23 protein-coding genes are annotated in these 24,654 nt (G+C 71.4%); 12 read left to right on the plus strand and 11 right to left on the minus strand.

All coding sequences use genetic code 11. The features are described from left to right. The first annotated feature begins 15 nt into the window (after positions 1 to 15). From Saso_RS20725 to Saso_RS20750, 6 genes are all read left to right on the plus strand, one after another. Complete coding sequence (locus tag Saso_RS20725) at positions 16 to 813, plus strand: type III pantothenate kinase (RefSeq protein ID WP_189926924.1); 798 nt, start codon at positions 16 to 18, stop codon at positions 811 to 813. A gap of 234 nt (positions 814 to 1,047) precedes the next feature. Next, positions 1,048 to 1,743 (plus strand): hypothetical protein, encoded by a 696-nt coding sequence (locus Saso_RS20730; protein WP_189927101.1) that lies wholly within the window; start codon positions 1,048 to 1,050, stop codon positions 1,741 to 1,743. A gap of 52 nt (positions 1,744 to 1,795) precedes the next feature. Beyond that, positions 1,796 to 2,146: a hypothetical protein gene (locus Saso_RS20735; RefSeq protein WP_189926923.1), complete on the plus strand. Its 351-nt coding sequence runs from the start codon at positions 1,796 to 1,798 to the stop codon at positions 2,144 to 2,146. Further along, complete coding sequence (locus Saso_RS20740; protein ID WP_229901497.1) at positions 2,143 to 2,559, plus strand: BlaI/MecI/CopY family transcriptional regulator; 417 nt, start codon at positions 2,143 to 2,145, stop codon at positions 2,557 to 2,559. The genes Saso_RS20735 and Saso_RS20740 overlap by 4 nt, the downstream gene beginning before the upstream one ends. Positions 2,560 to 2,568: 9 nt before the next feature. Further along, complete coding sequence (locus Saso_RS20745; RefSeq protein ID WP_189926921.1) at positions 2,569 to 3,117, plus strand: amino-acid N-acetyltransferase; 549 nt, start codon at positions 2,569 to 2,571, stop codon at positions 3,115 to 3,117. A gap of 226 nt (positions 3,118 to 3,343) precedes the next feature. Beyond that, on the plus strand, positions 3,344 to 3,679 hold the full coding sequence (locus tag Saso_RS20750) for a histone-like nucleoid-structuring protein Lsr2 (protein ID WP_015658762.1): 336 nt from the start codon (positions 3,344 to 3,346) through the stop codon (positions 3,677 to 3,679). On the opposite strand, the gene Saso_RS20755 is transcribed toward Saso_RS20750, so the two are convergent. Continuing rightward, entirely contained in the window at positions 3,658 to 4,305 is a 648-nt protein-coding gene (locus tag Saso_RS20755) for an SCO3374 family protein (RefSeq protein ID WP_189926920.1), read from the minus strand. The two genes, Saso_RS20750 and Saso_RS20755, sit on opposite strands and share 22 nt — an antisense overlap. 430 nt (positions 4,306 to 4,735) lie before the next feature. On the opposite strand from Saso_RS20755, the gene Saso_RS20760 reads away from it, so the two are divergent. After that, positions 4,736 to 7,261 (plus strand): ATP-dependent Clp protease ATP-binding subunit, encoded by a 2,526-nt coding sequence (locus Saso_RS20760; RefSeq protein ID WP_189926919.1) that lies wholly within the window; start codon positions 4,736 to 4,738, stop codon positions 7,259 to 7,261. Positions 7,262 to 7,355: 94 nt separating this feature from the next. Here the strand turns inward: Saso_RS20760 and Saso_RS20765 are convergent, their stop codons facing one another. After that, positions 7,356 to 7,991: an HAD family acid phosphatase gene (locus Saso_RS20765; protein WP_189926918.1), complete on the minus strand. Its 636-nt coding sequence runs from the start codon at positions 7,989 to 7,991 to the stop codon at positions 7,356 to 7,358. A gap of 519 nt (positions 7,992 to 8,510) precedes the next feature. Between Saso_RS20765 and Saso_RS20770 the strand changes: the two genes are divergently transcribed. Beyond that, entirely contained in the window at positions 8,511 to 9,095 is a 585-nt protein-coding gene (locus tag Saso_RS20770) for a M23 family metallopeptidase (RefSeq protein WP_189926917.1), read from the plus strand. Positions 9,096 to 9,106: 11 nt separating this feature from the next. On the opposite strand, the gene Saso_RS20775 is transcribed toward Saso_RS20770, so the two are convergent. Beyond that, the gene (locus Saso_RS20775) at positions 9,107 to 9,694 is read right to left on the minus strand and encodes a TetR/AcrR family transcriptional regulator (RefSeq protein ID WP_189926916.1); all 588 of its coding nucleotides are present in this window, start codon (positions 9,692 to 9,694) and stop codon (positions 9,107 to 9,109) included. Positions 9,695 to 9,860: 166 nt separating this feature from the next. On the opposite strand from Saso_RS20775, the gene Saso_RS20780 reads away from it, so the two are divergent. Next, the gene (locus tag Saso_RS20780; protein ID WP_189926915.1) at positions 9,861 to 11,447 is read left to right on the plus strand and encodes an MDR family MFS transporter; all 1,587 of its coding nucleotides are present in this window, start codon (positions 9,861 to 9,863) and stop codon (positions 11,445 to 11,447) included. Positions 11,448 to 11,658: 211 nt separating this feature from the next. Here the strand turns inward: Saso_RS20780 and cseC are convergent, their stop codons facing one another. The 5 genes from cseC to Saso_RS20805 all read right to left on the minus strand — a co-directional run bounded on the left by cseC (position 11,659) and on the right by Saso_RS20805 (position 16,555). After that, positions 11,659 to 13,008, minus strand: coding sequence for a two-component system sensor histidine kinase CseC (cseC, locus tag Saso_RS20785; protein ID WP_372442460.1), 1,350 nt, complete (start codon positions 13,006 to 13,008; stop codon positions 11,659 to 11,661). A 19-nt stretch (positions 13,009 to 13,027) separates the two neighbouring features. Further along, positions 13,028 to 13,729, minus strand: a complete 702-nt coding sequence (cseB, locus tag Saso_RS20790) for a two-component system response regulator CseB (protein ID WP_189926913.1) — start codon at positions 13,727 to 13,729, stop codon at positions 13,028 to 13,030. 281 nt (positions 13,730 to 14,010) lie between these two features. Next, a complete protein-coding gene (locus Saso_RS20795; protein ID WP_189926912.1) occupies positions 14,011 to 14,670 on the minus strand; it encodes a hypothetical protein in 660 nt (219 codons plus the stop codon). Then, the gene (locus Saso_RS20800) at positions 14,655 to 15,197 is read right to left on the minus strand and encodes a SigE family RNA polymerase sigma factor (RefSeq protein WP_189926911.1); all 543 of its coding nucleotides are present in this window, start codon (positions 15,195 to 15,197) and stop codon (positions 14,655 to 14,657) included. Before Saso_RS20800 ends, Saso_RS20795 begins: the two co-directional genes overlap by 16 nt. 425 nt (positions 15,198 to 15,622) lie before the next feature. After that, positions 15,623 to 16,555, minus strand: coding sequence for an A/G-specific adenine glycosylase (locus tag Saso_RS20805; protein ID WP_189926910.1), 933 nt, complete (start codon positions 16,553 to 16,555; stop codon positions 15,623 to 15,625). Between the two features lie 269 nt (positions 16,556 to 16,824). Between Saso_RS20805 and Saso_RS20810 the strand changes: the two genes are divergently transcribed. After that, on the plus strand, positions 16,825 to 17,676 hold the full coding sequence (locus tag Saso_RS20810) for a hypothetical protein (protein WP_189926909.1): 852 nt from the start codon (positions 16,825 to 16,827) through the stop codon (positions 17,674 to 17,676). Here the strand turns inward: Saso_RS20810 and disA are convergent. Together disA and radA are read right to left on the minus strand one after the other, a co-directional pair. Then, positions 17,673 to 18,797, minus strand: coding sequence for a DNA integrity scanning diadenylate cyclase DisA (gene disA / locus Saso_RS20815; RefSeq protein ID WP_189926908.1), 1,125 nt, complete (start codon positions 18,795 to 18,797; stop codon positions 17,673 to 17,675). The two genes, Saso_RS20810 and disA, sit on opposite strands and share 4 nt — an antisense overlap. An 80-nt stretch (positions 18,798 to 18,877) precedes the next feature. Further along, entirely contained in the window at positions 18,878 to 20,287 is a 1,410-nt protein-coding gene (gene radA, locus Saso_RS20820) for a DNA repair protein RadA (protein WP_189926907.1), read from the minus strand. Positions 20,288 to 20,560: 273 nt separating this feature from the next. Between radA and Saso_RS20825 the strand changes: the two genes are divergently transcribed. Then, positions 20,561 to 22,432, plus strand: a complete 1,872-nt coding sequence (locus Saso_RS20825; protein WP_413790180.1) for a BACON domain-containing protein — start codon at positions 20,561 to 20,563, stop codon at positions 22,430 to 22,432. Between the two features lie 59 nt (positions 22,433 to 22,491). On the opposite strand, the gene Saso_RS20830 is transcribed toward Saso_RS20825, so the two are convergent. Continuing rightward, the gene (locus Saso_RS20830; RefSeq protein WP_189926904.1) at positions 22,492 to 23,430 is read right to left on the minus strand and encodes a hypothetical protein; all 939 of its coding nucleotides are present in this window, start codon (positions 23,428 to 23,430) and stop codon (positions 22,492 to 22,494) included. Between the two features lie 135 nt (positions 23,431 to 23,565). On the opposite strand from Saso_RS20830, the gene Saso_RS20835 reads away from it, so the two are divergent. After that, entirely contained in the window at positions 23,566 to 24,498 is a 933-nt protein-coding gene (locus tag Saso_RS20835) for a Ppx/GppA family phosphatase (RefSeq protein WP_189926902.1), read from the plus strand. The last annotated feature ends 156 nt before the right edge of the window (positions 24,499 to 24,654 follow it).

Genomic DNA, 24,654 nt, shown 5'->3' on the forward strand with positions numbered 1-24,654 from the left:
GAACGGGGACCGGCCATGCTGCTGACGATCGACGTGGGCAACACGCACACCGTGCTCGGCCTGTTCGACGGTGAGGACATCGTCGAGCACTGGCGGATCTCCACCGACGCCCGCCGCACCGCGGACGAACTGGCCGTACTCCTCCAGGGCCTCATGGGCATGCACCCGCTGCTCGGGGACGAGCTGGGCGACGGCATCGACGGCATCGCGATCTGCGCGACCGTGCCCTCGGTGCTGCACGAACTGCGCGAGGTGACCCGGCGCTACTACGGCGACGTGCCCGCCGTGCTCGTCGAGCCCGGTGTGAAGACGGGCGTGCCGATCCTGTTCGACAACCCCAAGGAGGTCGGCGCCGACCGCATCATCAACGCGGTCGCGGCGAACGAGCTCTACGGCGGCCCGGCGATCGTCGTCGACTTCGGCACCGCGACGACGTTCGACGCGGTCAGCGCGCGCGGGGAGTACGTCGGCGGGGTCATCGCCCCCGGCATCGAGATCTCCGTCGAGGCCCTCGGCGTCAAGGCCGCGCAGCTGCGCAAGATCGAACTGGCCCGTCCCCGGAGCGTGATCGGCAAGAACACCGTCGAGGCGATGCAGTCCGGCATCGTCTACGGGTTCGCCGGCCAGGTCGACGGTGTGGTCACCCGGATGGCCCGCGAGCTGGCGGACGACCCGGACGAGGTCACGGTGATCGCGACCGGAGGGCTGGCCCCGACGGTGCTCGGCGAGTCCTCGGTGATCGACGAGCACGAGCCCTGGCTGACCCTGATCGGCCTGCGCCTGGTGTACGAGCGGAACGTGTCCCGCATGTGACGGCCGCGGCCGCGGAGGTCTCCACGCGCGCGTGGACACGTCCGCGGCCGCGTGCCGCCGCCCCGCGCGCGTGGCCCCCGCGGGGGGTCGAGTTTCCCCGCGTGCCTGCCTCCCGGCGGCCGGGCGGACCGGCCGGGTGGATTGCGGGCGCGCCACACCCGTCCGTTATGTCGAATTTGTCTGATTAGCGCGTATCGTCGCGGCATGCCCACGCCCTACGGATCCCGCGGCGGCATGGCGTTCGGTGCGGAGGAGCTGCGTGTGCTCCGCCGCGCCCTCGCCCTCGCCCTCCACCCCGGCCCCGTCTCCGCCGAGGACGTCCAGGACTGTCACCGCCTCGCCGAGTCCCTCGACGAGGCGATGCGCGAGGCCGCCCGGCTGCGGGCCTTCCTGGTGGCCGACCTCGGCCGGTACCGAGCCGCCCTCCCCGGCACGGCCGCCGGCTACCTCACGCTCCTCGGACAGGTGCTGGCCACCGGCTACCGGCCCGACGCCGACGACCTCGCGGCGCTCCGCGCCCTGCGGGGCAGCCCCCCAGCCGCCGCACTCCTCACCCGCTGCCAGGCGCTCGCCGAAAAGGACGTACGCGCCCGTCTGGCCCGCCGCGCGGCCCGCAGGGCCCCGGTGGTCACCGCCACCGTCCCGGCCTCCCGTACACGGCTCCAGGCCCTTCCGGGCGGCCGCTCCGGCCAGGGTCCGGCCGGTACGTCCGTCGCCGCCGTCGCGGACCGGGGTGCCGGCCCGGGGGAGGAGCCCCGCAAGAAGCCCGCGGAAAAGCCCGCCGCGCCCGCCCCGGGGCCGGTCCCCGTCGGACCCGCCACGCCCGAGCCCGCCCGCAGGCCCGTCCCGACGCCGGGCGAGGTCTTCCCGCGCCGCAAGCCGGCCCCGCCGCCCGCCGATCCGGAGCAGCACAGGCTCGCCGTCGGCTGACACGGGGCGACCCCGCCCCGGCTCCCGCTCGCCTCCTGGCTACCCTGGATCCATGGACTACGTCTCCGCGCTCGTGCCCCCCGTCGTCATGGCGGTGTTCTTCATCGGTGTGATCAGGGTGATCGTGAAGACCCAGGGCGGCGCCAACAAGGCCAAGGAGGACGCGGCCGTGGACGCCGTCCTCGCGCGCGGACGGCGCCCGGCAGGCCCCCGCGGGCCCCGATGCCTGACCGGCCGCACCCCTTCCGCCTCCCCCGGGCGTGCCGCTCCTTTCGGAGCCGCACGCCCTTTTTGTTGCCGTTTGCCGACAAAAGCGCACGTCCGGCACGCGATTGGCGACATCTCCCACTATTGTTCTGAGCTGTGCCTCGCCCATTGGGAGAACTCGAAGACGCGGTCATGACGCGGGTGTGGAAGTGGAACCGCCCGGTCACCGTTCGGGAAGTCCTGGAAGACCTTCAGCAGGAACGGTCCATCGCGTACACCACCGTGATGACCGTTTTGGACAATCTCCATCAGAAGGGCTGGGTGCGCCGGGAAGCGGAAGGCCGGGCCTATCGATATGAGGCGGTCTCGACCCGGGCCGCCTACGCGGCGGCCCTGATGAACGAGGCCTGGGCGCAGAGCGACAACCCCGCCGCCGCTCTCGTCGCCTTCTTCGGGATGATGAGCGAGGAACAGCGGCTCGCGCTGCGGGACGCCGTACGCATCGTCCAGGGGCCGGAAACAGCCGAACCCGCGACAGCGGGGAGTCCCGGGAGTACGGGGAGTACCGGTGAGAACCCCGGCTCGGCGACGGAGGCCGACGGGCGATAGCGTCCGCACATGTCAGCAGAGAGTCCCTCGGCCGAGAACCGTGAAGTCAGCGCTAAAGCCATCACCGTCCGCCGGGCCCGGACCGGCGATGTCTTCGCCGTGCGCCGTCTCCTTGACGCCTACGTCCGCGGCGGCATCCTGCTCGACAAAGCCACGGTCACGCTTTACGAGGACATCCAGGAGTTCTGGGTCGCCGAACGCGACGACAACGCCGAGGTGGTCGGCTGCGGCGCCCTCCACGTGATGTGGGAAGACCTGGCTGAAGTCCGCACTCTCGCGGTCAAGCCGGGGCTGAAGGGCGCGGGCGTCGGGCACCAGTTGTTGGAGAAGTTGCTGCACACCGCGCGGTGGCTCGGCGTTCGCCGGGTTTTCTGCCTGACCTTCGAAGTCGACTTCTTCGCCAAGCACGGCTTCGTGGAGATCGGCGAGACGCCCGTCGACACCGATGTCTACGCGGAGCTGTTGCGTTCCTATGACGAGGGCGTCGCGGAGTTCCTCGGACTCGAACGAGTGAAACCGAACACCTTGGGCAACAGCCGGATGCTTCTGCATCTGTGATCGTCGCCCTTCATTCACAGGGACCGGCACTGCCCGGTTCCCTATGTCCGAAACGCGCACGTTTCCGGGCGAGGGGCGGGCCGACGGTCTCCGCCGGGGGTTTGTGTTTTCTCAGCAAAAGCGGTTTGCTTTCCGACGTACTGCAGTACTGCATATAACAGGGCTCGGCTAAACGGCGGACGCCGCGGACCCCCCGACCCTCACGTTTTCGATGAAAGGAAATCCGGTGGCACAGAAGGTTCAGGTCCTTCTTGTCGACGACCTCGACGGCGGCGAGGCGGACGAGACCGTGACGTTCGCGCTGGACGGCAAGACCTACGAGATCGATCTCACGACCACCAATGCGGACAAGCTCCGTGGACTTCTCGAGCCCTACGTGAAGGGCGGCCGCCGTACCGGGGGCCGTGCTTCGGGTGGCCGCGGAAAGGCGCGAGCCGCTTCCGGTGGCAGCCAGGACACCGCGCAGATCCGCGCCTGGGCCAAGGAGAACGGTTACGAGGTCAATGACCGCGGCCGCGTTCCCGCGTCCATTCGCGAGGCCTACGAGAAGGCCAACGGCTGAGCGCTCGCGCGCCGCAGTCGGACACGGTGACAGTGCGTCGCCAGTGTGTCCACCAGCCGTACGAGATCGGGGGCGCCCCCACCGCCCCCCAGCGCCGACATCGCCGGCAGCGAGGCCTGTGTCTCGCCTCCGCCCACGGGGGGCCGCAGCCAGACGGCGGCCCCCTGCACCGGCCCGGTCGGGTCCGGGGCCGGTTCACCCTCCAGGTCCGGCGCGGAGCCGAAGCCGGAGGGCGGCAGCGGTGCCTCGACCAGCCCGCCCGCGCCGATCGCCCGCAGATCCAGTGGCAGCGCGCCCCACTCCAGCCACGCCAGGATCCCCGGCAGCTCCTGAGCGCCGCCCGCCGCCACCAGCAGCCGCATCCGGTCGCCCAGCACCGCCACCGGTGACGCCGGCGCCAGCCGCCGCAGCGCCGCGAGACCCGCCTCGGCCGGCACGTCCAGCACGTCGAAGCGCTCGCCCACCGAAAGTCGTACCGGCTCCCCGGGCACCGTCGCCCAGCCCAGTTCGTTCTCGTACCAGCCGCGGATCCGGTCGGCCGGAGCGTCCGGACCGAGCGGCCGCCGGGGAAGGGGGACCGTGGGTGCGGCGGCCGAGCGGGCAGCCGGCGGGACCGAACCAACCATGCCGAGTCCAACCGCCGAAGAGGCCCGCAAGTTACGCTGGGTGCCCGGGTGGACGCGTTTCGTGTCCGCCGACGGGGCGTGCGGGGGTGCCGGGAGGCGCAAGGTTGTTCGCCCGTAGCGGAGGGGACAGGTGCCCACGGCATGGACTGTCGGTCGCAGCGGGTAAGACATCCCTAGTGGGAGGGGGCGACACGCAGGAAAGGCCGTCTCACGTTCGCCATCGGCGTACTGGCGACTGGGGTAACTGCCTGGCCTGCGGGAACATCGTCTCGCACCATCGGGTTGGAGCAGATGTCGGCGTTCGGGGTCAGGAGGCCATCGACGGTGTCGGCAGTTGGAATGAGCGGTCCCCGCTTGCGGGACTAAGCTGCGGAAGGACAGGGAGGGGAAGTTCCCCCCACTGCCTGACCGCTCTGAGGAGCGATTAACGATGTTCGAGAGGTTCACCGACCGCGCGCGGCGGGTTGTCGTCCTGGCTCAGGAAGAAGCCCGGATGCTCAACCACAACTACATCGGCACCGAGCACATCCTCCTGGGCCTGATCCACGAGGGTGAGGGTGTCGCCGCCAAGGCCCTTGAGAGCCTCGGGATTTCGCTCGAGGCGGTCCGCCAGCAGGTGGAGGAGATCATCGGCCAGGGCCAGCAGGCCCCGTCCGGCCACATCCCCTTCACCCCCCGTGCCAAGAAGGTCCTGGAGCTGTCGCTCCGCGAGGCCCTTCAGCTGGGACACAACTACATCGGCACGGAGCACATCCTGCTCGGCCTGATCCGCGAGGGCGAGGGCGTCGCGGCCCAAGTCCTCGTCAAGCTGGGCGCAGATCTCAACCGGGTGCGGCAGCAGGTCATCCAGCTGCTCTCCGGCTACCAGGGCAAGGAGACCGCCACCGCCGGCGGCCCTGCCGAGGGCACGCCCTCGACGTCCCTGGTCCTCGACCAGTTCGGCCGGAACCTCACCCAGGCCGCTCGCGAGTCCAAGCTCGACCCGGTCATCGGGCGCGAGAAGGAGATCGAGCGGGTCATGCAGGTGCTGTCCCGCCGTACCAAGAACAACCCGGTCCTGATCGGTGAGCCCGGCGTCGGCAAGACCGCCGTCGTCGAGGGCCTCGCCCAGGCCATCGTCAAGGGCGAGGTGCCCGAGACCCTCAAGGACAAGCACCTCTACACCCTGGACCTCGGCGCCCTGGTCGCCGGCTCCCGCTACCGCGGTGACTTCGAGGAGCGCCTGAAGAAGGTCCTCAAGGAGATCCGCACCCGCGGCGACATCATCCTGTTCATCGACGAGCTGCACACGCTGGTCGGTGCGGGTGCCGCCGAGGGGGCCATCGACGCCGCCTCCATCCTGAAGCCGATGCTGGCCCGCGGTGAGCTCCAGACCATCGGTGCGACCACGCTGGACGAGTACCGCAAGCACCTGGAGAAGGACGCGGCCCTCGAGCGCCGCTTCCAGCCCATCCAGGTCGCGGAGCCGTCCCTGCCGCACACGATCGAGATCCTCAAGGGTCTGCGTGACCGGTACGAGGCGCACCACCGCGTCTCGATCACCGACGAGGCGCTGGTCCAGGCCGCCACCCTGGCCGACCGGTACATCTCGGACCGCTTCCTCCCGGACAAGGCGATCGACCTGATCGACGAGGCCGGCTCCCGGATGCGCATCCGCCGGATGACCGCGCCGCCGGACCTGCGCGAGTTCGACGAGAAGATCGCCGGCGTCCGCCGCGACAAGGAGTCCGCGATCGACTCGCAGGACTTCGAGAAGGCCGCCTCCCTCCGCGACAAGGAGAAGCAGCTCCTGGCCGCCAAGGCCAAGCGGGAGAAGGAGTGGAAGGCCGGCGACATGGACGTCGTCGCCGAGGTCGACGGCGAGCTGATCGCCGAGGTCCTCGCCACGGCCACCGGCATCCCGGTCTTCAAGCTGACCGAGGAGGAGTCCTCGCGTCTGCTGCGCATGGAGGACGAGCTCCACAAGCGGGTCATCGGCCAGGTCGACGCCGTCAAGGCGCTGTCGAAGGCGATCCGTCGTACGCGCGCGGGCCTCAAGGACCCGAAGCGTCCCGGTGGTTCGTTCATCTTCGCCGGTCCGTCCGGTGTCGGTAAGACCGAGCTGTCCAAGGCGCTCGCCGAGTTCCTCTTCGGTGACGAGGACGCGCTGATCTCCCTCGACATGTCGGAGTTCAGCGAGAAGCACACGGTGTCGCGGCTCTTCGGTTCGCCCCCCGGATACGTGGGCTACGAAGAGGGCGGCCAGCTGACCGAGAAGGTCCGTCGCAAGCCGTTCTCCGTCGTCCTCTTCGACGAGGTCGAGAAGGCCCACCCGGACATCTTCAACTCGCTGCTCCAGATCCTGGAGGACGGTCGGCTGACCGACTCCCAGGGCCGGGTCGTGGACTTCAAGAACACGGTCATCATCATGACGACCAACCTCGGCACGCGGGACATCTCCAAGGGCTTCAACCTTGGTTTCGCGGCCTCGGGCGACAAGAAGTCCAACTACGAGCGCATGAAGAACAAGGTCTCGGACGAGCTCAAGCAGCACTTCCGCCCCGAGTTCCTCAACCGTGTCGACGACGTCGTCGTCTTCCCGCAGCTGACGCAGGAGGACATCCTGCGGATCGTCGACCTGATGATCGGCAAGGTCGACGAGCGCCTCAAGGACCGGGACATGGGCATCGAGCTCTCCCAGTCCGCGAAGGAGCTGCTGTCGAAGAAGGGGTACGACCCGGTGCTGGGTGCGCGTCCGCTGCGTCGCACCATCCAGCGCGAGATCGAGGACACGCTCTCGGAGAAGATCCTCTTCGGCGAGCTGCGCCCCGGTCACATCGTGGTCGTGGACACCGAGGGTGAGGGCGACACCAAGACCTTCACCTTCCGCGGCGAGGAGAAGTCGGCTCTGCCGGACGTCCCGCCGATCGAGCAGGCGGCCGGCGGTGCCGGACCGAACCTGAGCAAGGACGCCTGACCCCCAGGGGACTGAGCGCGCAAGAGGGGCCGGTGCTGCACAGCACCGGCCCCTTTCGCATGCCCCCACGCTCGCCCGTGGGTCTTGCCGCGGGCTACGACAGCTGGCCGTCGTAGTCCGGCAGCTTGTACGTCGTCTCGGCGTGGCCTCCCGAGAGGTCGGTGGCGCTGTTGCCGATGTTCGCGATGATCGTGTAGCCCTTGGACTCGATGGTGACGCGCTGGGCGGTCTTGTAGGCGGCGACGTCCTTGAAGAGGTCGAGGAAGCCGCGGACGTACAGGCCGGAGACCTGGTAGCCGACGTACTTGAGGTTGTAGTCGGTCACCCCGGCGATGATGCCCGGGCGGGCGGTGACGAAGAACAGGGAGACACCGTGCTCCTGGGCGTACTTGGCCACGTCGAGCACCGGCTTGTTGGCCGGCGACGGGTAGCTGAAGCCGAAGTCGGTCTCCAGGGTGGTGTTGTCGATGTCGAAGACGATGGCCTGCTTCTCGCCCGGCTTCGCGGCGGCGATGCGCTGCTTCAGCGCCGGCAGGGCCTGGTTCATCACCGTTCGGCAGTCCTGCTGCCAGGTGGCGTAGTCGACGTCCTCGGCGGCGGCGGCCGCGGCGACGGTGGTGGTGCCGGTGGCCGTCGCGGCCTGGGCGCCGACCGGGACGGCCATCGCCGTGACGGCTGCCGTCGCCACGGCGGTCATGGCCAGGCGGCGCGTCCAGGTGCCTGTGTTCATGTGTGGGGGTCCTCTCGCGTCCATGCGCTGCGGGTGTCGTGAGCATGCTGATAGCTGGGAGTGGCCTGCGGGGAACCAGCGGGTTACTGGACGGTAGAGGCGGATGAGAGCCCGATCACAGACCCGTGCAGACGAACGTGAGCGGGGTCACAAGTGCCCTGCGGGGCAAGGGAGTAGCCGCCGTCACATTCCGAAGTCCCCTACGGGGGACGGCCGGTGACATGGGGCACAGGCGATCGGACCCCTACTACACCGATTAGTCGTAACTCGATTAGGAGCAAAACGGACATATGGCACCAGGCCTGCGTGCCTCGCGCAGGCCTCCCGCGTGGGCCGGTGTCGCGAGTGTCCGGAAAAGCCTGTCTGTCAAGAAGTGGGAAGTTTTGCGGTGAAGTACTAGTTTCCGTCGTAGATCACACGTTTGGGCGCTTGTGGGTCCGCGGGTTACCAAGGGATGGCCACTCCGGCGGAGGTTCACGCCGGGTGGTTTTCCTGTCCCCAGCCCCGTGAGGTTCTTCGATGTTCCAGCGCGCCACGTTCCGTTCCTCCCGTACGTCCCTGCTCCGCACTCGCGTGGCCGTCGGGGCCACCGCCCTGGGCGCCTCGGTCGTGCTGGGGGCCGGGGTGGCGTCCGCCGCGGCGCCGGCGGCGGCACCGGCCGCCGCCAAGGCGGCCGCCTCGGCCGGCACCTGGATAGACCCGGTGAAGAAGTACACGCTGTCCGCCGGGTACGCCCAGGCCGGCAAGATGTGGCAGTCCACCCATAGCGGTCAGGACTTCGCCGTGCCGAGCGGCACCAAGGTCATGGCCGCCCACGGCGGCACCGTGGTCAAGGCCGGCGGCAACGGCGCCGGCGACGGCCCCGCCTACGGCAACGCCATCGTGATCAAGCACGCCAACGGCCTCTACTCGCAGTACGCCCACCTCTCGCACATCAACGTCAAGGTCGGCCAGATCGTGAAGACGGGCCAGAAGATCGCCCTGTCCGGCAACACCGGCAACTCCAGCGGTCCCCACCTGCACTTCGAGATCCGCACGACCGCCAACTACGGTTCGGCGATCAACCCGGTCACCTTCCTGCGCGGCAAGGGCGTGAAGGTCTGACGGACCTGTGATCAGGCGCCCTGGTGCGCCTGGGTCACCAGATCGACGGCGACTTCGAGGACGGCGGCACGCTTGTCCTCGGGGTCGCCTTCGAGGTCCTGGAGGAAGAACATGCCGGCGTGCAGCGTGAAGATGGCGCTGACGCAGCGGACCTGGTCGGCGAGGGGGGCGTCCGGGTCGATGATGATGTCGCGCAGCCCTCGCATGCGGTCCTTGAACGAGTCGCCGATCTGGAGCTCGCGCACCGTCGCCTGGTTCTCCTGCATGAAGCGGAAGAGCGGGGTCGCCTCGGAGAGGGCCTGGCTGTAGCGCCGGACGAGTTCCTGCTTGGTCTCCAGGGTGTGCGGCTGGCTCTTCCCCCAGTCGATCAGGTCCTCGATCGGCTTCGTCAGATCCGTGAAGATGCCGACGATGATCTCTTCCTTGGTCTTGAAGTGGTAGTACAGCGCCGCCTTGGTGACCTCCAGACGCTCCGCGATCTCGCGGAGTGAGGTCTTCTCGTAGCCCTGCTCGGCGAAGAGTTCGAGCGCGACGTCCTGGATGCGCTGGCGTGTGTTGCCGCGCCGCTGCTGCTTGGTGCCGTCCATGGTGACGTCCATTCTCGTGCTCCTTGCGCTTCCGTAGGAACTTACTTGCCGTCCGGCTAGCTACTACGGAAACTTACTTGACGCCCGGCTAGTTGCAGGTCTACCTTCCCAGTGTAGTCAACTAGCCGGGCGGCAAGTAAGTGGCCGACCGGGGGGAAAGCCCAGGGGAGTGGCAGCGATGGCGGACACGAAGACGGTCGAGACCGAACCGGAGAAACAACCCAGGAGCGTGCGGGTCGTCCTGCTCGCGCTGATGATCACGATGATGCTCGCGATGCTCGACAACATGATCGTGGGCACCGCGATGCCCACGATCGTCGGCGAACTCGGCGGGCTCGAGCACCTCTCGTGGGTCGTGACCGCGTACACCCTCGCGACCGCGGCCTCCACCCCGCTGTGGGGCAAGCTCGGTGACATGTACGGGCGCAAGGGCGCCTTCATGACCTCGATCGTGATCTTCCTGATCGGGTCCGCGCTGAGCGGTATGGCGCAGAACATGGGCGAGCTCATCGGCTTCCGCGCGATCCAGGGCCTCGGCGCCGGCGGTCTGATGGTCGGCGTCATGGCGATCATCGGCGACCTGATCCCGCCGCGGGAGCGCGGCAAGTACCAGGGCATGATGGCCGGCGTCATGGCGCTCGCGATGATCGGCGGTCCGCTGGTCGGCGGCACCATCACCGACAACTGGGGCTGGCGCTGGTCCTTCTACATCAACCTGCCGCTCGGCGTGGTGTCGCTGGCCCTCATCAGCGCCGTCCTGCACCTGCCGAAGAAGCGTGCGCAGGCGCGGATCGACTACCTGGGCGCCGCTCTGCTGACCGTCGGCATCACCTCCATCGTCCTCGTCACCACCTGGGGCGGTTCGGAGTACGCCTGGTCGTCGGCGCGGATCATGGAGCTCATCGCCATCGGGGTCGCCTCCCTCATCGGGTTCGTCTTCTGGCAGACCAGGGCAGCCGAGCCGATCGTGCCGCTGCACATCTTCCGCAGCCGCAACTTCACCCTGATGTCGCTCATCGGCTTCGTCACCGGCTTCGTGATGTTCGGCGCCACGCTCTTCCTGCCGCTGTACCAGCAGTCGGTGCAGGGCGCCTCCGCGACCAACTCCGGTCTGCTGCTCCTGCCGATGCTCGGCGCCATGCTGGTCACCTCGATGGTCGCGGGCCGGGTGACCACCAACAGCGGCAAGTACAAGATCTTCCCGATCGTCGGCAGCGTCGCCATGGTCATCGGCCTGTACCTGCTGTCCACGATGGACACCGGGACCAGCCGGCTCACCTCCGGTGTGTTCATGGCGGTCGTCGGCCTCGGCATGGGCTGCCTGATGCAGATCACGATGCTGGTCGCGCAGAACAGCGTCGAGATGAAGGACATGGGAGTCGCCTCCTCGTCCACCACCCTCTTCCGTACGCTCGGCTCCTCCTTCGGTGTCGCCATCATGGGTGCGCTGTTCAACAGCCGCGTCCAGGACGTGATGTCCGAGCGGGCCGGCTCCCTCGGTTCGAAGGTCACCGAGCAGTCCGCACAGCTCGACGCGGCCAGCCTGGCCAAGCTGCCCGCCGTGGCCCGCGAGGCCTACCAGCACGCGGTGTCGGCCGGCACCCACTCGGCCTTCCTGCTGGGCGCCGCGGTGGCGGTGGTCGCGCTGGTCGCCGCGGTGTTCGTCAAGGAGGTCCCGCTCAAGGGCGCCGGACCGGCGAAGGACGGCGAGAAGCCGGCGGACGGCACGGCCGAGACGCAGCCGCCGCTCGTCGACGCGATCTGACCCGAAGCGGTCCCAGGCCCCCCGGCGGTGTCCGCCCCGGGGGGCTTCGCGTGTGCTGCGGCGATGACCGGTGCGGCGATCACCGGTGCCGCGAGACCCGCCGTCTCCACCATCGCCCTGACGGAGCCCTCCGTCACGGGGTGACCTGCCTTCACCGGGCCTGGCGTCACCGGGCCTGCCCTCACGGGAGCCGCCGTGACGCGCGTCGCCGTCACGGCATCGTCGGGTAGCTTCCCGTGTTCGTCGGGGCGTGCTCGGGGAGCCAGAGGACGGCTACGGCGCCCTCGGACGGGATGTGTTCCGGTGCGCCCGCCGGCCGTACGTTGCGGAAGGTCAGCCGGGCGCCGAGCACGCGGGCCTGGCCCGCCGCGATGGTGAGCCCGAGCCCGTGTCCGTGTCCGGCCCGGTCGGCGCTGCCGGTACGGAAGCGGCTGGGTCCCTCGGCGAGCAGGTCCCCGGGGAAGCCCGGGCCGTGGTCGCGGACCCGGATGACCCGGCCCTCGACGGTGACCTGGATCGGCGGCTTGCCGTGCCGGGCGGCGTTGGCCAGCAGGTTGAACAGCACGCGCTCCAGGCGCCGGGGGTCGGTCGTGACCATCGACTCGTGCACCACCCGCACCTCGACGTCCGGGTCCTTGGCCGCGACCCGCCGGGCCACGAACTCGCCCAGCACGATGTCCTGGAGTTCGGCGCGCTCCGAGGCGCCGTCGAGGCGGGCCACCTCCAGCACGTCCTCGACCAGGGTGCGCATGGCCTTCGCCCGGTCCAGGACCAGCTCCGTCGGCCGGCCGGGCGGCAGCAGCTCGGCGGCCGTCAGCAGTCCCGTGACCGGGGTGCGCAGTTCGTGCGCGATGTCGGCGGTGACCCGGCGCTCGGCCTCCAGCCGCTCCTGAAGGGTGTCCGCCATGGCGTCCACCGCGCTCGCCAGGTCGTCGGTCTCGTCGCGTACGACCCCGCCGATCGCGTCCCGCACCCGTACGTCCGACTCGCCCTTGGCGACCTGGTTGGCCGCGGCGGCCGCCTTGCGCAGCCGGCGGGAGAGCTGCCCGCCGATGAGGACGCCGAGCGCGCTGCCGCCGAGGACGACCGCGATGGAACCGATCACCAGGGCCTGGTCGAGGTCGTTGAGGATGTCGGTGCTGCGGTCGGTGAAGCCGGTGTGCAGCGACAGCACGTGTCCGTCCTTGACCGGCACGGCCGCCCAGATGTCCGGACCGCCGCGCCTGCGGTCGGAGACGAACGTGGCCCGGCGGCCGTCCCGGACCTTCTCGCGCAGCGCGGGCGGCAGCCTGGAGTCGTCGATCTTGATGTTCGGGAAGTAGAAGTTGGGCCGTCCCGACTGCTCGTAGTTGCGCTGGGCGATCTGGACACGCTCGTCGGCGAGGTCGCGTGCGTTGTCCAGCATCGACACCCGTGCGGCGTTGTGCACGACGAGACTCAGGGCGATCGCCACCAGCGCGCCGACCAGCGCGATCGCCGCGCTCAGCTTCCATCGCAGTCCCGTGCGGATGCCCGCGCCCTGCGCGCGAGCCGGAACCAGCTGCCGGATCATCCCCCGCATCCTTCCGCCCCTGCCCCGCTCAGGCCTTCAACTTGTAGCCGAAACCGCGGACCGTCTCGATCCGGTCCTGACCGATCTTCGTACGCAGCCGCTGCACATGGACGTCGACGACCCGGGTGTCGCCGCCCCAGCCGTAGTCCCACACCCGCTCCAGCAGTTTGTCGCGGGAGAGGACTGTGCCGGGGGCGGAGGAGAACTCCAGCAGCAGACGCATCTCGGTCGGGGTCAGCGCGACCGGCTGCCCGCCCCGGCGCACCTCCATGCCCTCGGTGTCGATCTCCAGATCGCCGAACGAGAGCACACCGCCCGCCTCCGGGGCGGCGGTCTCGGTCCGGTCGCCGCCACCGGCGTGGCCGAAGCGGCGCAGCACGGCGCGGATCCGGGCCACCAGCACGGCGCCGTCGAAGGGCTTGGTCACGTAGTCGTCGGCGCCGGCCTCCAGGCCGAGGACCACGTCGATGGAGTCGGCGCGCGCCGACAGCATGATCACCGGAACGGTGGACTCGTCCCGGATGCGTCTGCACAGGCTCACGCCGTCCAGGCCCGGGACCATGACGTCCAGCAGCGCGATGTCCGGGCGGTCGGCACGGAACGCCTCCAGCCCCGACAGGCCGTCGGGCATCGCGGTGACCACGAAGCCGTCCCGCTCGAGGGCGAGCTGGGTGGCCTCGCGGATGACGTCGTCGTCCTCGACGAACAGGACGTGGGTCTGGTCTGCCATCCCGGTGCTCTCAGTTCTCGTGTGCGTTCACGTATGCGCTCCCGTGTGCGTCCCTGCACGCAGGCGGGTCGTCCGTCGGGCGGGCTTCTGTCCGCCTTCTGTCCGTGACCCTCGGGTGTGCCCCTTGCTTGGACGCTGGAAGCCCGCGGAGCGTTCACTTCCCGCGCCTTCCATGTGTGTCGCCCGTGTGCCGTCGTGGCCCGTCCACCCATTGATCGGAACGGACGGCCCGATCGGTTCACACTGCCGGAAGATTTTTCCGCATGCCGCCGCCGGCCGGGTCAGCCCGTCTCCGGCGCGGTCGTCGGGTCCGTCCCGACGACGTTGCTGTAGTCGTTGTGCCAGCTGTACTCCTTCACGAAGCGGCCCGAGGCCCAGCGGTAGGTGACCACGTTCTCGCCGGACGGGTCGGAGACCGGGTCGCCCTTCTCGTAGACCTGCTTGGTCACCACCAGGTCGCCCCGGTCCATCTCCGCGTAGACGGGCGGCTCCTCGGCCCGGAACACGTTCGTGTAGCCGCCGTCGCTCCTGCGGTACACGTACGAGCCCACGCCGACCAGGTCGCCGCAGGTGAGGACGTTGACGATGATGTCGTTCCCGGAGCCGCCGGTGAGGTCGCCGTACGAGACGTCGACCGGGTACTCGTCACCGACGCAGGGCTGCAACTCGCGCTTGACCTCGGCCGAGACCGCGGGGTCGTCCTTGACCAGCCGGACCGCGTCCGTCCGGTCGGGGGGAGCGGTGGAGGTCGACGAGGGGGAGCGCGTGGTGCCGGCCACGGCGTCGGCGTGCGCCGGCCCCTCGTCGCGGGCGCCGGTGCCGCCGGTGCCGCAGGCGGAGACGAAAAGGGCGAGGGCGGCGAGCACGGACATCGCCGTGATCGCCGCCTGGATGGTGCTTCGGGCCGGTGTGGGCCCGGCCTCGGTCAGGCCGCCACGCAACGCTCCCGCTCCTCACGCTCCAGCGCGCGTGCGTCCAGATCGCGGGATTCCAGCTCCTCGCGGAGCCGGGCGAGCGCCCGGTGCAGCGTGCTCTTGACCGTTCCGGCCGACATGCCGAGGGCGGCGGCCGTCTCCTCCGTGGACATCTGCTCCCAGTGTCGCAGCACCACGACGCTGCGCTGCTTGGGAGCCAGCACCTTCATCGCGTCCATCAGCAGGGCGCGGTCCGCGTGCTGCTCGGTGGAGTCGTCCACGCAGGCGTCCGGGAGCTGCTCGGTGGGGACTTCCTCGAGCTTGCGGGCCCGCCACCACTCGGTCCGCGTGTTGATCATGACCCGGCGGAGGTAGGCGTCCGCGAGGCGCTTGTCCGCGATGCCGTCCCAGCGGCCGTAGGTACGGGCCAGGGCGGTCTGGAGGAGGTCCTGCGCGTCGACCGGGTCCGGGACCAGGCGCCGGGCGCTGCGCAGCAGCGCGTCCTGCCGCGTGCGGACGTATTCCTCGAACTCGAGCACCTCGCCCTGTGCCATGGTCAACCGCCTCCGATTCCCCGTACCGGCGGACTGTCGCCGCCGGTTCACTGCTGTGGTCTGTAGCCGTCGTCCTGCTGCCGGGTACGCGAATGAAGCTACGGAGGTGTTGTCACGGCGCTGTCCGAAGCAGCCTTCGGCCAGCGCTCAGCTGTCCGTCGGTTGTGTAACGGAGCGAGGTTCGGGGTAGAGGGACGGGCCGAATGTGCCTGGTTCGATGCGATATGCCCCCTCGTCGGATGTGACAGAAGCCCGGCGGACGCCGTGACGAAGCCGCGCACCTGTGAAGTGACGATGCGTCAGGCGAGGTTCGTCACGGACTTCTCCGCGCACGGAGGCGGCCCGGCCCGGTGGGGCGGTGCCCGGCATGCGGAACCGCGGCTTGACCCCGTGGGTCGGGGCCGGCCAGGTCTGGTCAGGGCCGGTCAGGTCAGGGGCAGGCGGTACAGGCCGTCCGGCAGCGGTTCGACGAGTCCGTCCGCCACGAGTCCGTCCAGCGCACGCGCGCGTTGCACCGGCTCGTGCCAGACGCGGTCGAGCGCGTCCTGCGGTACGGGGGCGTGCGCCTCCCGCAGGACGGCGAGCAGCTTGCCCCTGACCTGCCGGTCGGTGCCGGCGTACGTCTGGCCCCGGCGCGGCGGCCCCTCGTGCTCCGGTTTGCCCGCGAGGCGCCAGGCGCACTGCGCCGCGATCGGGCAGCGCACGCACGTCTCGTTCTTGGCCGTGCAGACGAGCGCGCCGAGCTCCATGGACGCGGCGGCCCAGCGCGCGGCGGTCGGCTCGTCCTCGGGCAGCAGGGCGCGGGCGAGCTTGCGCTCGGCGGCCGTGGTGGCGTTCGGCGGGTAGCGCACACCCGTGACGGCGCGCGCGAAGACGCGGCGGACGTTGGTGTCCAGGACCGCGTGCCGGCGCCCGTACGCGAAGGAGGCGACGGCTGCCGCCGTGTACTCGCCGATACCGGGGAGCGCGAGGAGCTGTGCGTGGTCGGAGGGCACGTCGCCGCCGTGCCGTTCCGTTATCGCCACCGCGGCGCCGTGCAGCCGCAGGGCGCGGCGCGGGTAGCCGAGGCGTCCCCACGCGCGGACGGCCTCGCCCGGGGCGTCGGCGGCCAGGTCGGCGGGGCGGGGCCAGCGGGCCAGCCACTGCTCGTAGACCGGCAGGACGCGGCTGACCGGTGTCTGCTGGAGCATGAACTCGCTGACCATCACGCCCCAGGCTCCGGCCTCGGGGCGCCGCCAGGGCAGGTCGCGGGCGTTCTCCTCGAACCAGTCGATCACCGGCGCGTGCAGGTCGGCCGGGGACACCTCGGCGTCGGGATGGGCGGGGGTACGGTGCGGGGGCTTCGTGGGCGCAGTCATGGCCCTTCCGATCCTGCCATGAGCGGCGGGGCACACGCGCGTACCGCCACTCGACCGGACGGGGCCCCGGGGGAGCGGCCCACGCGCGCGTGGGCGCGTGACACGGGTCGAGGCCGGAGCCGCAACGAGCGCGATCGTCCGGCACACGCGCGTCGCGGGGCCGAAGTCGGAGCACACGACAGGGTCTCCGGAATGATGATCCGGAAAAGTTGTGGTCCTCGCGGCGGGTGGGGCCAGCGAACGACTCGATCTCTCGTACAGTTTGGGCCGTGGGATCTCTGCGCAATCCGGTCGGGCCGCTTCCCTCCTCCATCTACTGGCGTCGGAGGGTCGTACTGCTGTCCGTGTTCGCCCTGTTGGCGCTGATCGCCCTGTGGGTGGTGACCTCGGGAGGCGGTGGGAAGGACAACGGCGCCGACGGTGGCGGCGGCAAGAATCCCGCGTCCTCCATCACTCCCGGGCCGTCCGGGTCGGGGCCCGCGATCAGCCAGGCCCCGGGCGGGCGTGACGAGTCGAGCGCCGGCTCCACCGGTGGTTCGGACGGCGGTTCGGGCACGGGCTCCGGCGGTGGCGGCGGATCCGGCGGCGCCGGCGGTGACTCGGCGGGCGCCGGGGACACCGACGACGGCGCCAACGGCAGCGACGGCGCCGGGGGCGGCGGAGTCGCGAGCGGGGTCGGCACCGGTACGGGGGCGGTGCTCCCGGCGAGCACGACCCTGCCCAACTGCACCGCAGGCTCGGTCACGTTGACGCTGAGCAGCGTCCGCAACGCCTACTCGCCCGACCAGACGCCCACGTTCCGACTGACCGCGAAGAACAGCTCGGGGAGCGACTGCAAGGTCGATGTCGGCCCGAAGTCGGCGGTGCTGACGATCACGCAGACGGGCGGCACCGACCCGTACTGGTCGTCCGCCGACTGCCCCAAGGCGCCCGCGAGCCGTCTGTACCGGGTGCCGGCCCAGAACACCTTCACCTACACCGTGAAGTGGGACCGCAAGCCGAGCGCCCCCGAGTGCGCGACGCCGCCGGCGGGAGCCGCCGCGGCGGGGACGTACCTGCTGGAGGCCAAGGCCCCCGGGTTCGCGAAGGCACAGACGTCGTTCGTGCTGAAGGACGACTAGACGTACCGCTCCAGGATCGACGACTCCGCCAGCCGGGACAGGCCCTCGCGCACGCTCCGGGCCCGGGCCTCGCCCACGCCGTCCACCGTCTGGAGGTCGTCGACGCTCGCGGCGAGGAGCTTCTGGAGACCGCCGAAGTGCTCGACGAGACGGTCGATGATGGCGCCGGGCAGCCGGGGTACCTTCGCCAGCAGGCGGAAGCCGCGGGGCGAGACCGCCGAGTCCAGCGCCTCCGGGGAGCCGGTGTAACCCAACGCGCGCGCCACCGTGGACAGTTCGAGCAGCTCGGCGTGGCTGAGCGCGTCCAGCTCGTACAGCGCCTCGTCGACCGTGCGGGACCGCTTGGCCGTGGGCTCCGGCACGTAGTCCCGGACCACCAGCTCGCGCTCCGGCTCGACGCCCGCGATCAGCTCGTCGAGCTGGAGGGCGAGCAGACGTCCGTCCGTGCCCAGTTCGACCACGTACTCGGCGATCTCGGTGGCGATGCGGCGCACCATCTCCAGGCGCTGGGCCACCGCGGAGACGTCCCGGACCGTCACCAGGTCCTCGATCTCCAGCGCCGACAGCGTGCCCGCGACCTCGTCCAGGCGGAGCTTGTAGCGCTCCAGCGTCGCCAGCGCCTGGTTGGCGCGGGACAGGATCGCCGCGGAGTCCTCCAGGACGCGGCGCTGTCCGTCGACGTACAGGGCGATCAGACGCATCGACTGGGAGACCGACACGACGGGATAGCCCACCTGCTTGCTGACCCGGTCCGCCGTGCGGTGCCGGGTGCCGGTCTCCTCCGTGGGGATCGTGGGGTCCGGCACCAGCTGGACGCCGGCCCGCAGGATCTTCGACAGGTCGGAGGAGACGACGATGCCGCCGTCGAGCTTGCACAGCTCGCGCAGGCGCGTGGCCGCGAACTCCACGTCCAGGACGAACCCGCCCGTGCACATCGCCTCGACCGTCTTGTCGGAGCCCAGCACGATGAGTCCGCCGGTGTTGCCGCGGAGGATCCGCTCCAGTCCGTCGCGCAGGGCCGTGCCCGGAGCCACCGCGCTCAGCGCGGCACGCATCAGGCCCTCGGCACCGGAACCCCCACCGGACTTTCCGGGAGCTGCCGCCCGGTCGTTGGCTGCCACTGCACTCCTCCGGTCACAGGTCTGGGACGTTCCCGTTTCGCGCACTCGTTTCGTACGGACGGGCGAGACCAGGGCAAAGTCTACCGGCGCTCCTCCGCCTCCCGTGGGGCCTCTCGGCGACGGGAGCGCGGCAGCACCCGCAGGGCGTCCCCCATGTCCGCGACTTCCAGGACCTTCATGCCCGGGGGGATCTTGCCCGGATCGCCCGGTACGAGCGCGTGCGTGAAGCCCAGACGGTGGGCCTCCGAGAGCCTGCGCTGAACGCCCGTGACCCGTCTGACCTCGCCCGCGAGGCCCACCTCGCCGATGGCCACGAGGTTCTTGGGCAGCGGGGTGTCACTCGCGGCCGACGCCAGGGCGAGGGCGATCGCGAGGTCCGCGGCGGGCTCCGAGAGCTTCACCCCGCCGACCGTCGCCGAGTAGATGTCCCGCTTGCCCAGCGCGCTGATGCGGCCGCGCTGCTCCAGGACGGCCAGCATCATCGAGACCCGGGAGGTCTCCAGGCCGGACGTGGTGCGGCGGGGCGAGGGGATCTGCGAGTCGACGGTGAGGGCCTGCACCTCGGCGACCAGAGGACGACGGCCCTCCAGGGTGACCGTCAGGCACGTCCCGGGGACCGGTTCGTCACGACGGGTCAGGAAGAGGCCGCTCGGGTCGGCCAGGCCCGTGATCCCCTCGTCGTGCAGCTCGAAGCAGCCGACCTCGTCGGTCGCGCCGTAACGGTTCTTGACGCCGCGCACCAGGCGCAGGCGCGCGTGACGGTCCCCCTCGAAGCTCAGGACCACGTCCACGAGGTGTTCGAGGAGGCGGGGGCCGGCGATCGCGCCGTCCTTGGTGACATGGCCCACCAGGAGCGTGGACATGCCGCGCTCCTTGGAGGCACGGATCAGGGCGCCCGCGACCTCGCGGACCTGGGCCATGCCGCCGGGCGCCCCGTCGATCTCCGGAGAGGCCACGGTCTGCACCGAGTCCATGATCAGCAACGACGGCTTCACCGCGTCCAAGTGCCCGAGGACGGCCGCCAGATCGGTCTCGGCGGCCAGGTAGAGGTGGTCGTCGATGGCGCCGATGCGGTCGGCCCGCAGACGCACCTGGGAGGCCGACTCCTCACCGGTCACATAGAGCGTGCGGTGCTCCTCGCTCGCCGACTTGGCCGCCACGTCCAGCAGGAGCGTGGACTTGCCGACGCCGGGCTCGCCGGCCAGGAGCACGACCGCGCCCGGCACGAGCCCGCCGCCGAGGACCCGGTCCAGCTCGGGCACGCCGGTCGGGCGGGCGGTGGCCTGCCGGCCGTCCACCTGTCCGATGGGCAGGGCGGAGGTGGTGACGCGCCCCGGGGCCGTCGTACGGACCGCGGGCGCGCCGTACTCCTCGACCGTCCCCCAGGCCTGGCACTCGGGGCAGCGGCCGAGCCACTTGGCCGTCTGCCAGCCGCATTCCGTGCAGCGGTAGGACGGACGGTCCTTGGTGGTCTTCGTACGGGCAGCCATGGGGAAACCGTAACCGCCGCCACCGACAGCCGGAGGTCCCTGTGGACGGCGGGAGCCGCCGGGCACCCGATCCGCCCGCCCGGTGGCGGCCCCGGCACCCGCCCGGACCCGCGCGCAAAGGCCGCGCAACCCCGTGAACCGGCCACCGCCCGTCACGAACGGGCCATCGGACCCCCCTCCCCTGTGCCCTTATGAGGGATCGTTTCACCCGTACGGATTAAAAGGACTCAAGGGACAAGAAGACCTGGTTCCGGGCCGCCTACGGTCGCACGGGTGATGAGCAGCAGCCCGCAAATTTCGCCCCGCACGACCGGTGCACACCGGGCGCACCGGGAGGCGCGCGACCGCGCCGCTGCGCGCACGCTCGCGCAGCGGCCTCCGGCGCGCTACGAGCCGTACCTGGACGGCCTGTTCACCTACTGCCTGTCCGTCCTGTGCGACCACGACGCGGCCACCGCCGCCCTCGGCGACGTCCTGGCGTTGACCGAGCGGCGCGGCCAGCGTGTCCCCGACGCGCCCGGCGGCCGCCGGGCCTGGCTGTACGCGCTGGCCCGCTGGTCCTGTCTGCGCAGGCTCACCGAGGCCCGGCAGAAACCTCAGGGCACGCACGCGGCGGCCCGGGGCGGATCCCGCCGCAAGCCGGGCGTGGGCCCCGCCGGGCCGGTCGTGCCCGCCCCCTCGGCCGCGCACGCCCCCGCCCCGCACGCCCCCTCCACGTCCACCTCGGAGCCCTCACCGGTGTCGTCCGTGTCGCCCGGTTCGCCTGGTTCGCTCGGTCTGCCCGGGTCGGAGTGCGCGGCCCCGGAGTCCCCGGCCGCCGTCGACGAGGCCGCCGAGCGGCGACGGCGCGAACTCACCCTGCTCGCCTGGCCGGAGGCCGCGGGGACGACCCCGGAGCAGCGCGAGGCGCTCGAACTCGCCGTACGCCACCAGCTCGCCGCCCACGAGGTCGCCGCCGTGCTCGGCAAGGACCTCGCGGCCGCCCGTGAACTCCTCGCCTCGGCCGCCTGCGAGGTCGAGCGCACGCGCGCGGCGCTCGCCGTCGTCGAGACCGGGGGCTGTCCCGGTGTGGCCCGTCTCACCGGCGAACGCCGGCTCGTGCTCAGCGCCGCCCTGCGCCGTGAACTCGTCCGGCACGTCGACGACTGCCCGCGCTGCCGCCGGGCCGCCGAGCGCGCCGTACCGGGCCGCTGGCCCGGCGCCGGCGTCACCCCCGCCGAGCTGCCCGTGCTGGAGGCGCCCCGCGCGGAGCTGCACACGGCCATGAGCCGCTTCACCCGCGCGCGGGGCGCCGCCGCACCGCGCTTCGACCGGCGGGGCTTCCCGATGGACCCCAAGGACCACGCCGCCCGCCGGGAGCGGCTCCGCGCGCGTGCCGTGACGACCACCGTCGTCGCCACCGTCGTCGCCGCCCCCGTGCTCGCACTCTGGGCCGCCTACCGGGGCACACCGACGGGGGAGGGCGTCGAGGGCCGCGCGACCGGCACGAGCGAGGCGCACGGCCGCGAGAGCTACGACGAGACGGTCGGCGGCTACGAGAACGCGGGCAACGCCAGCACCCGCCCGGGCGCCGGTTCCCGCGGGAAGGGCGGACCGGACGTCTCCGTGGAGGTCGTCGGCGTCTCCGGGCTCGGCAGCGCCGCCGGCCGGCTGTCCGTGACGGCGGCCAGTGTCGGCGACACGACCCTCGTCACCCTCACCGCCGACGCCCACAGCGACGGGCCGGTCCGCTGGTCGGCCACCACGGCGGCGTCCTGGCTCTCACTGAGCCGGTCCTCGGGAAGCCTGGAGCCCGGCGAGTCGGTGACGGTCAAGGTGCGCGTCGACCATCTGCGCGAGCCCTCCGGGCACTGGCACGCGCGTGTGGCGATCGCGCCCGCGGGCGCGATCGTCTCCATCGTGGGGCACGGCACCGCACCCGGCCCCTCGGGCCCCGGCCACGGCCCCGGGCCGGGTCCCGGGGGCCCGGCCACGCCGTCCGCCCCGGCTCCGACACCGACCGGCCCGTCCTCACCGGACCCCACGCCGACCGACCCGCCGACCTCCGCCGATCCGGGACCCACCCCGGGCGACCCGTCGCCGACCGCCTCGGAGAACACGCCTCCGCCCGACGGGAACGACCCGCCGAACCCGCAGACGCCGTAGACGCCCTGAAGACCTGGGACCGCGGGCCGCGGCTCCGCCCTCGGCCCCCGGCAGCAGCGTCAGCCCGCCGCGCCCGCCGCGCCCGCCGCGCCTGCCGCGCCCGAGGGTCCGGCCGGTCCGGTCGGATCCGCGGGGTGCGGGGCGACCAGGGGCAGCTGCGAGGCGAGACGCTGTTCGCACAGTTCGACCAGGCGGTCGTACCCGGCCTTGCCCATCAGCTCGGTGAGCTCCGGGCGGTAGGAGACGTACACCGGGTCGCCCGCGCCGTGTGCCGAGGTCGCGGACGTGCACCACCAGTGCAGGTCATGGCCGCCCGGCCCCCAGCCGCGGCGGTCGTACTCGCCGATCGACACCTGGAGCACCCGCGTGTCGTCGGGCCGGTCGATCCAGTCGTACGTGCGCCGCACCGGCAGCTGCCAGCAGACGTCCGGCTTGGTCTCCAGCGGCTCGCGGCCCTCCTTGAGGGCGAGGATGTGCAGCGAGCAGCCCGCGCCGCCCGCGAAACCGGGGCGGTTCTGGAAGATGCACGAGCCGTCGAACGGGCGGGTCTGGCGGGAGCCCTCGTCGTCCTCGGAGACCCAGCCGTTGCGGGTGCCCTCATCGTGGTGCTGCCAGATGTCCGGCGTGAGCCGCGCCACATGTCCGGCGACGCGCTTCTCGTCGTCCTCGTCGGAGAAGTGGGCGCCCAGCGAGCAGCAGCCGTCGGCCGCGCGGCCCGGCTGGATGCCCTGGCAGCCGCTGCCGAAGATGCAGTTCCAGCGGGAGGTCAGCCAGGTCAGATCGCACCGGAAGACCTGTTCGTCGTCCGCCGGGTCGGGGAACTCCACCCACGCGCGCGCGAAGTCCAGGCCCTTCTCGTCCGCGGCCAGGGCTTTCGCCGCCAGGGCCTTCGCGTCCGCCGCCCGGGCCCGGTCCGACTTCTTCGCCGGCTTCACCGGCTTCGCCCGCGAAGGACCTTCGGTTGATTTGCCGGTCTTCGCCTTGTTCGTCTTTGGCACCCGTCCAGGGTAAGTCGCCGGGAGCCACTTCAGGGCCGTCCCGACCGCCGACCCGACCGCCGTCCGCCACCGTCCGCGACGTGGGGCTTCGCCCCGCACCACCCAGACGGCCCCGCGGGCAGTAGCGTTCCCTGCATGAGACTCGGTGTCCTCGACGTGGGATCGAACACGGTGCATCTGCTGGTGGTGGACGCACACCCGGGCGCGTGCCCGGTACCCGCGCACTCGCACAAGGCGGAGCTGCGCCTCGCCCAACTCCTCGACGGGGACGGAGCGATCGGCCCCGAGGGCGTCGACAAGCTGATCGCCGTCGTCAAGGACGCGCTCCAGGCAGCCGAGGACAAGGGCGTCGAGGACCTTCTGCCGTTCGCGACCTCCGCCGTGCGCGAGGCCAGCAACGCCGACGACGTCCTCGCGCGCGTGCAGGCCGAGACCGGTGTCGAGCTCCAGGTCCTCACCGGCGCCGAGGAGGCCCGGCTCACCTTTCTCGCCGCCCGCCGCTGGTTCGGCTGGTCCGCCGGGAAACTGCTGGTCCTGGACATCGGCGGCGGCTCCCTGGAGATCGCGTACGGCATCGACGAGGAGCCCGACGCGGCCGTCTCGCTGCCGCTGGGCGCGGGCCGGCTCACCGCGGGCTGGCTGCCGGGCGACCCGCCCGAGGCCGAGGACATAAGGGCGCTGCGCCGTCACGCCCGCGCGCAGATCGCCCGGACGGTGGGGGAGTTCAAGCGCTTCGGCACCCCCGACCACGTCGTCGCCACGTCGAAGACGTTCAAGCAGCTCGCCCGCATCGCCGGTGCCGCCCGTTCCGTGGAGGGCCCGTACGCGCAGCGGCAGCTCAAGCGCGAGTCCCTCGAAGCCTGGGTGCCCCGCCTGGCCGGCATGACGGCCGCCCAGCGGGCGGAGCTCCCCGGGGTGTCCGAGGGCCGGGCCGGCCAGCTCCTCGCCGGCGCGCTGGTGGCGGAGGGGGCGATGGACCTCTTCGGCGTGGAGGAGCTCGAGATCTGTCCCTGGGCGCTCAGGGAGGGCGTCATCCTGCGCAAGCTCGACCACATGGCATCGACCTGACGGCTCCGCGGTGCGCCGGGCCCGGCCGGGCGGATGGGTCCCGCGGTGCGCTGGGCCCCGATAGGGCGTAGGCGTCCCGCGGTGCACCTGGCTCCGGCCGGGCGGATGTGTCCCGCCGCCTCCGCCACCGGCCCTGGCCGGGCGGATCGGTACCGC

Source organism: Streptomyces asoensis (genome assembly GCF_016860545.1).
In the GTDB taxonomy this organism is placed as follows: domain Bacteria; phylum Actinomycetota; class Actinomycetes; order Streptomycetales; family Streptomycetaceae; genus Streptomyces; species Streptomyces asoensis.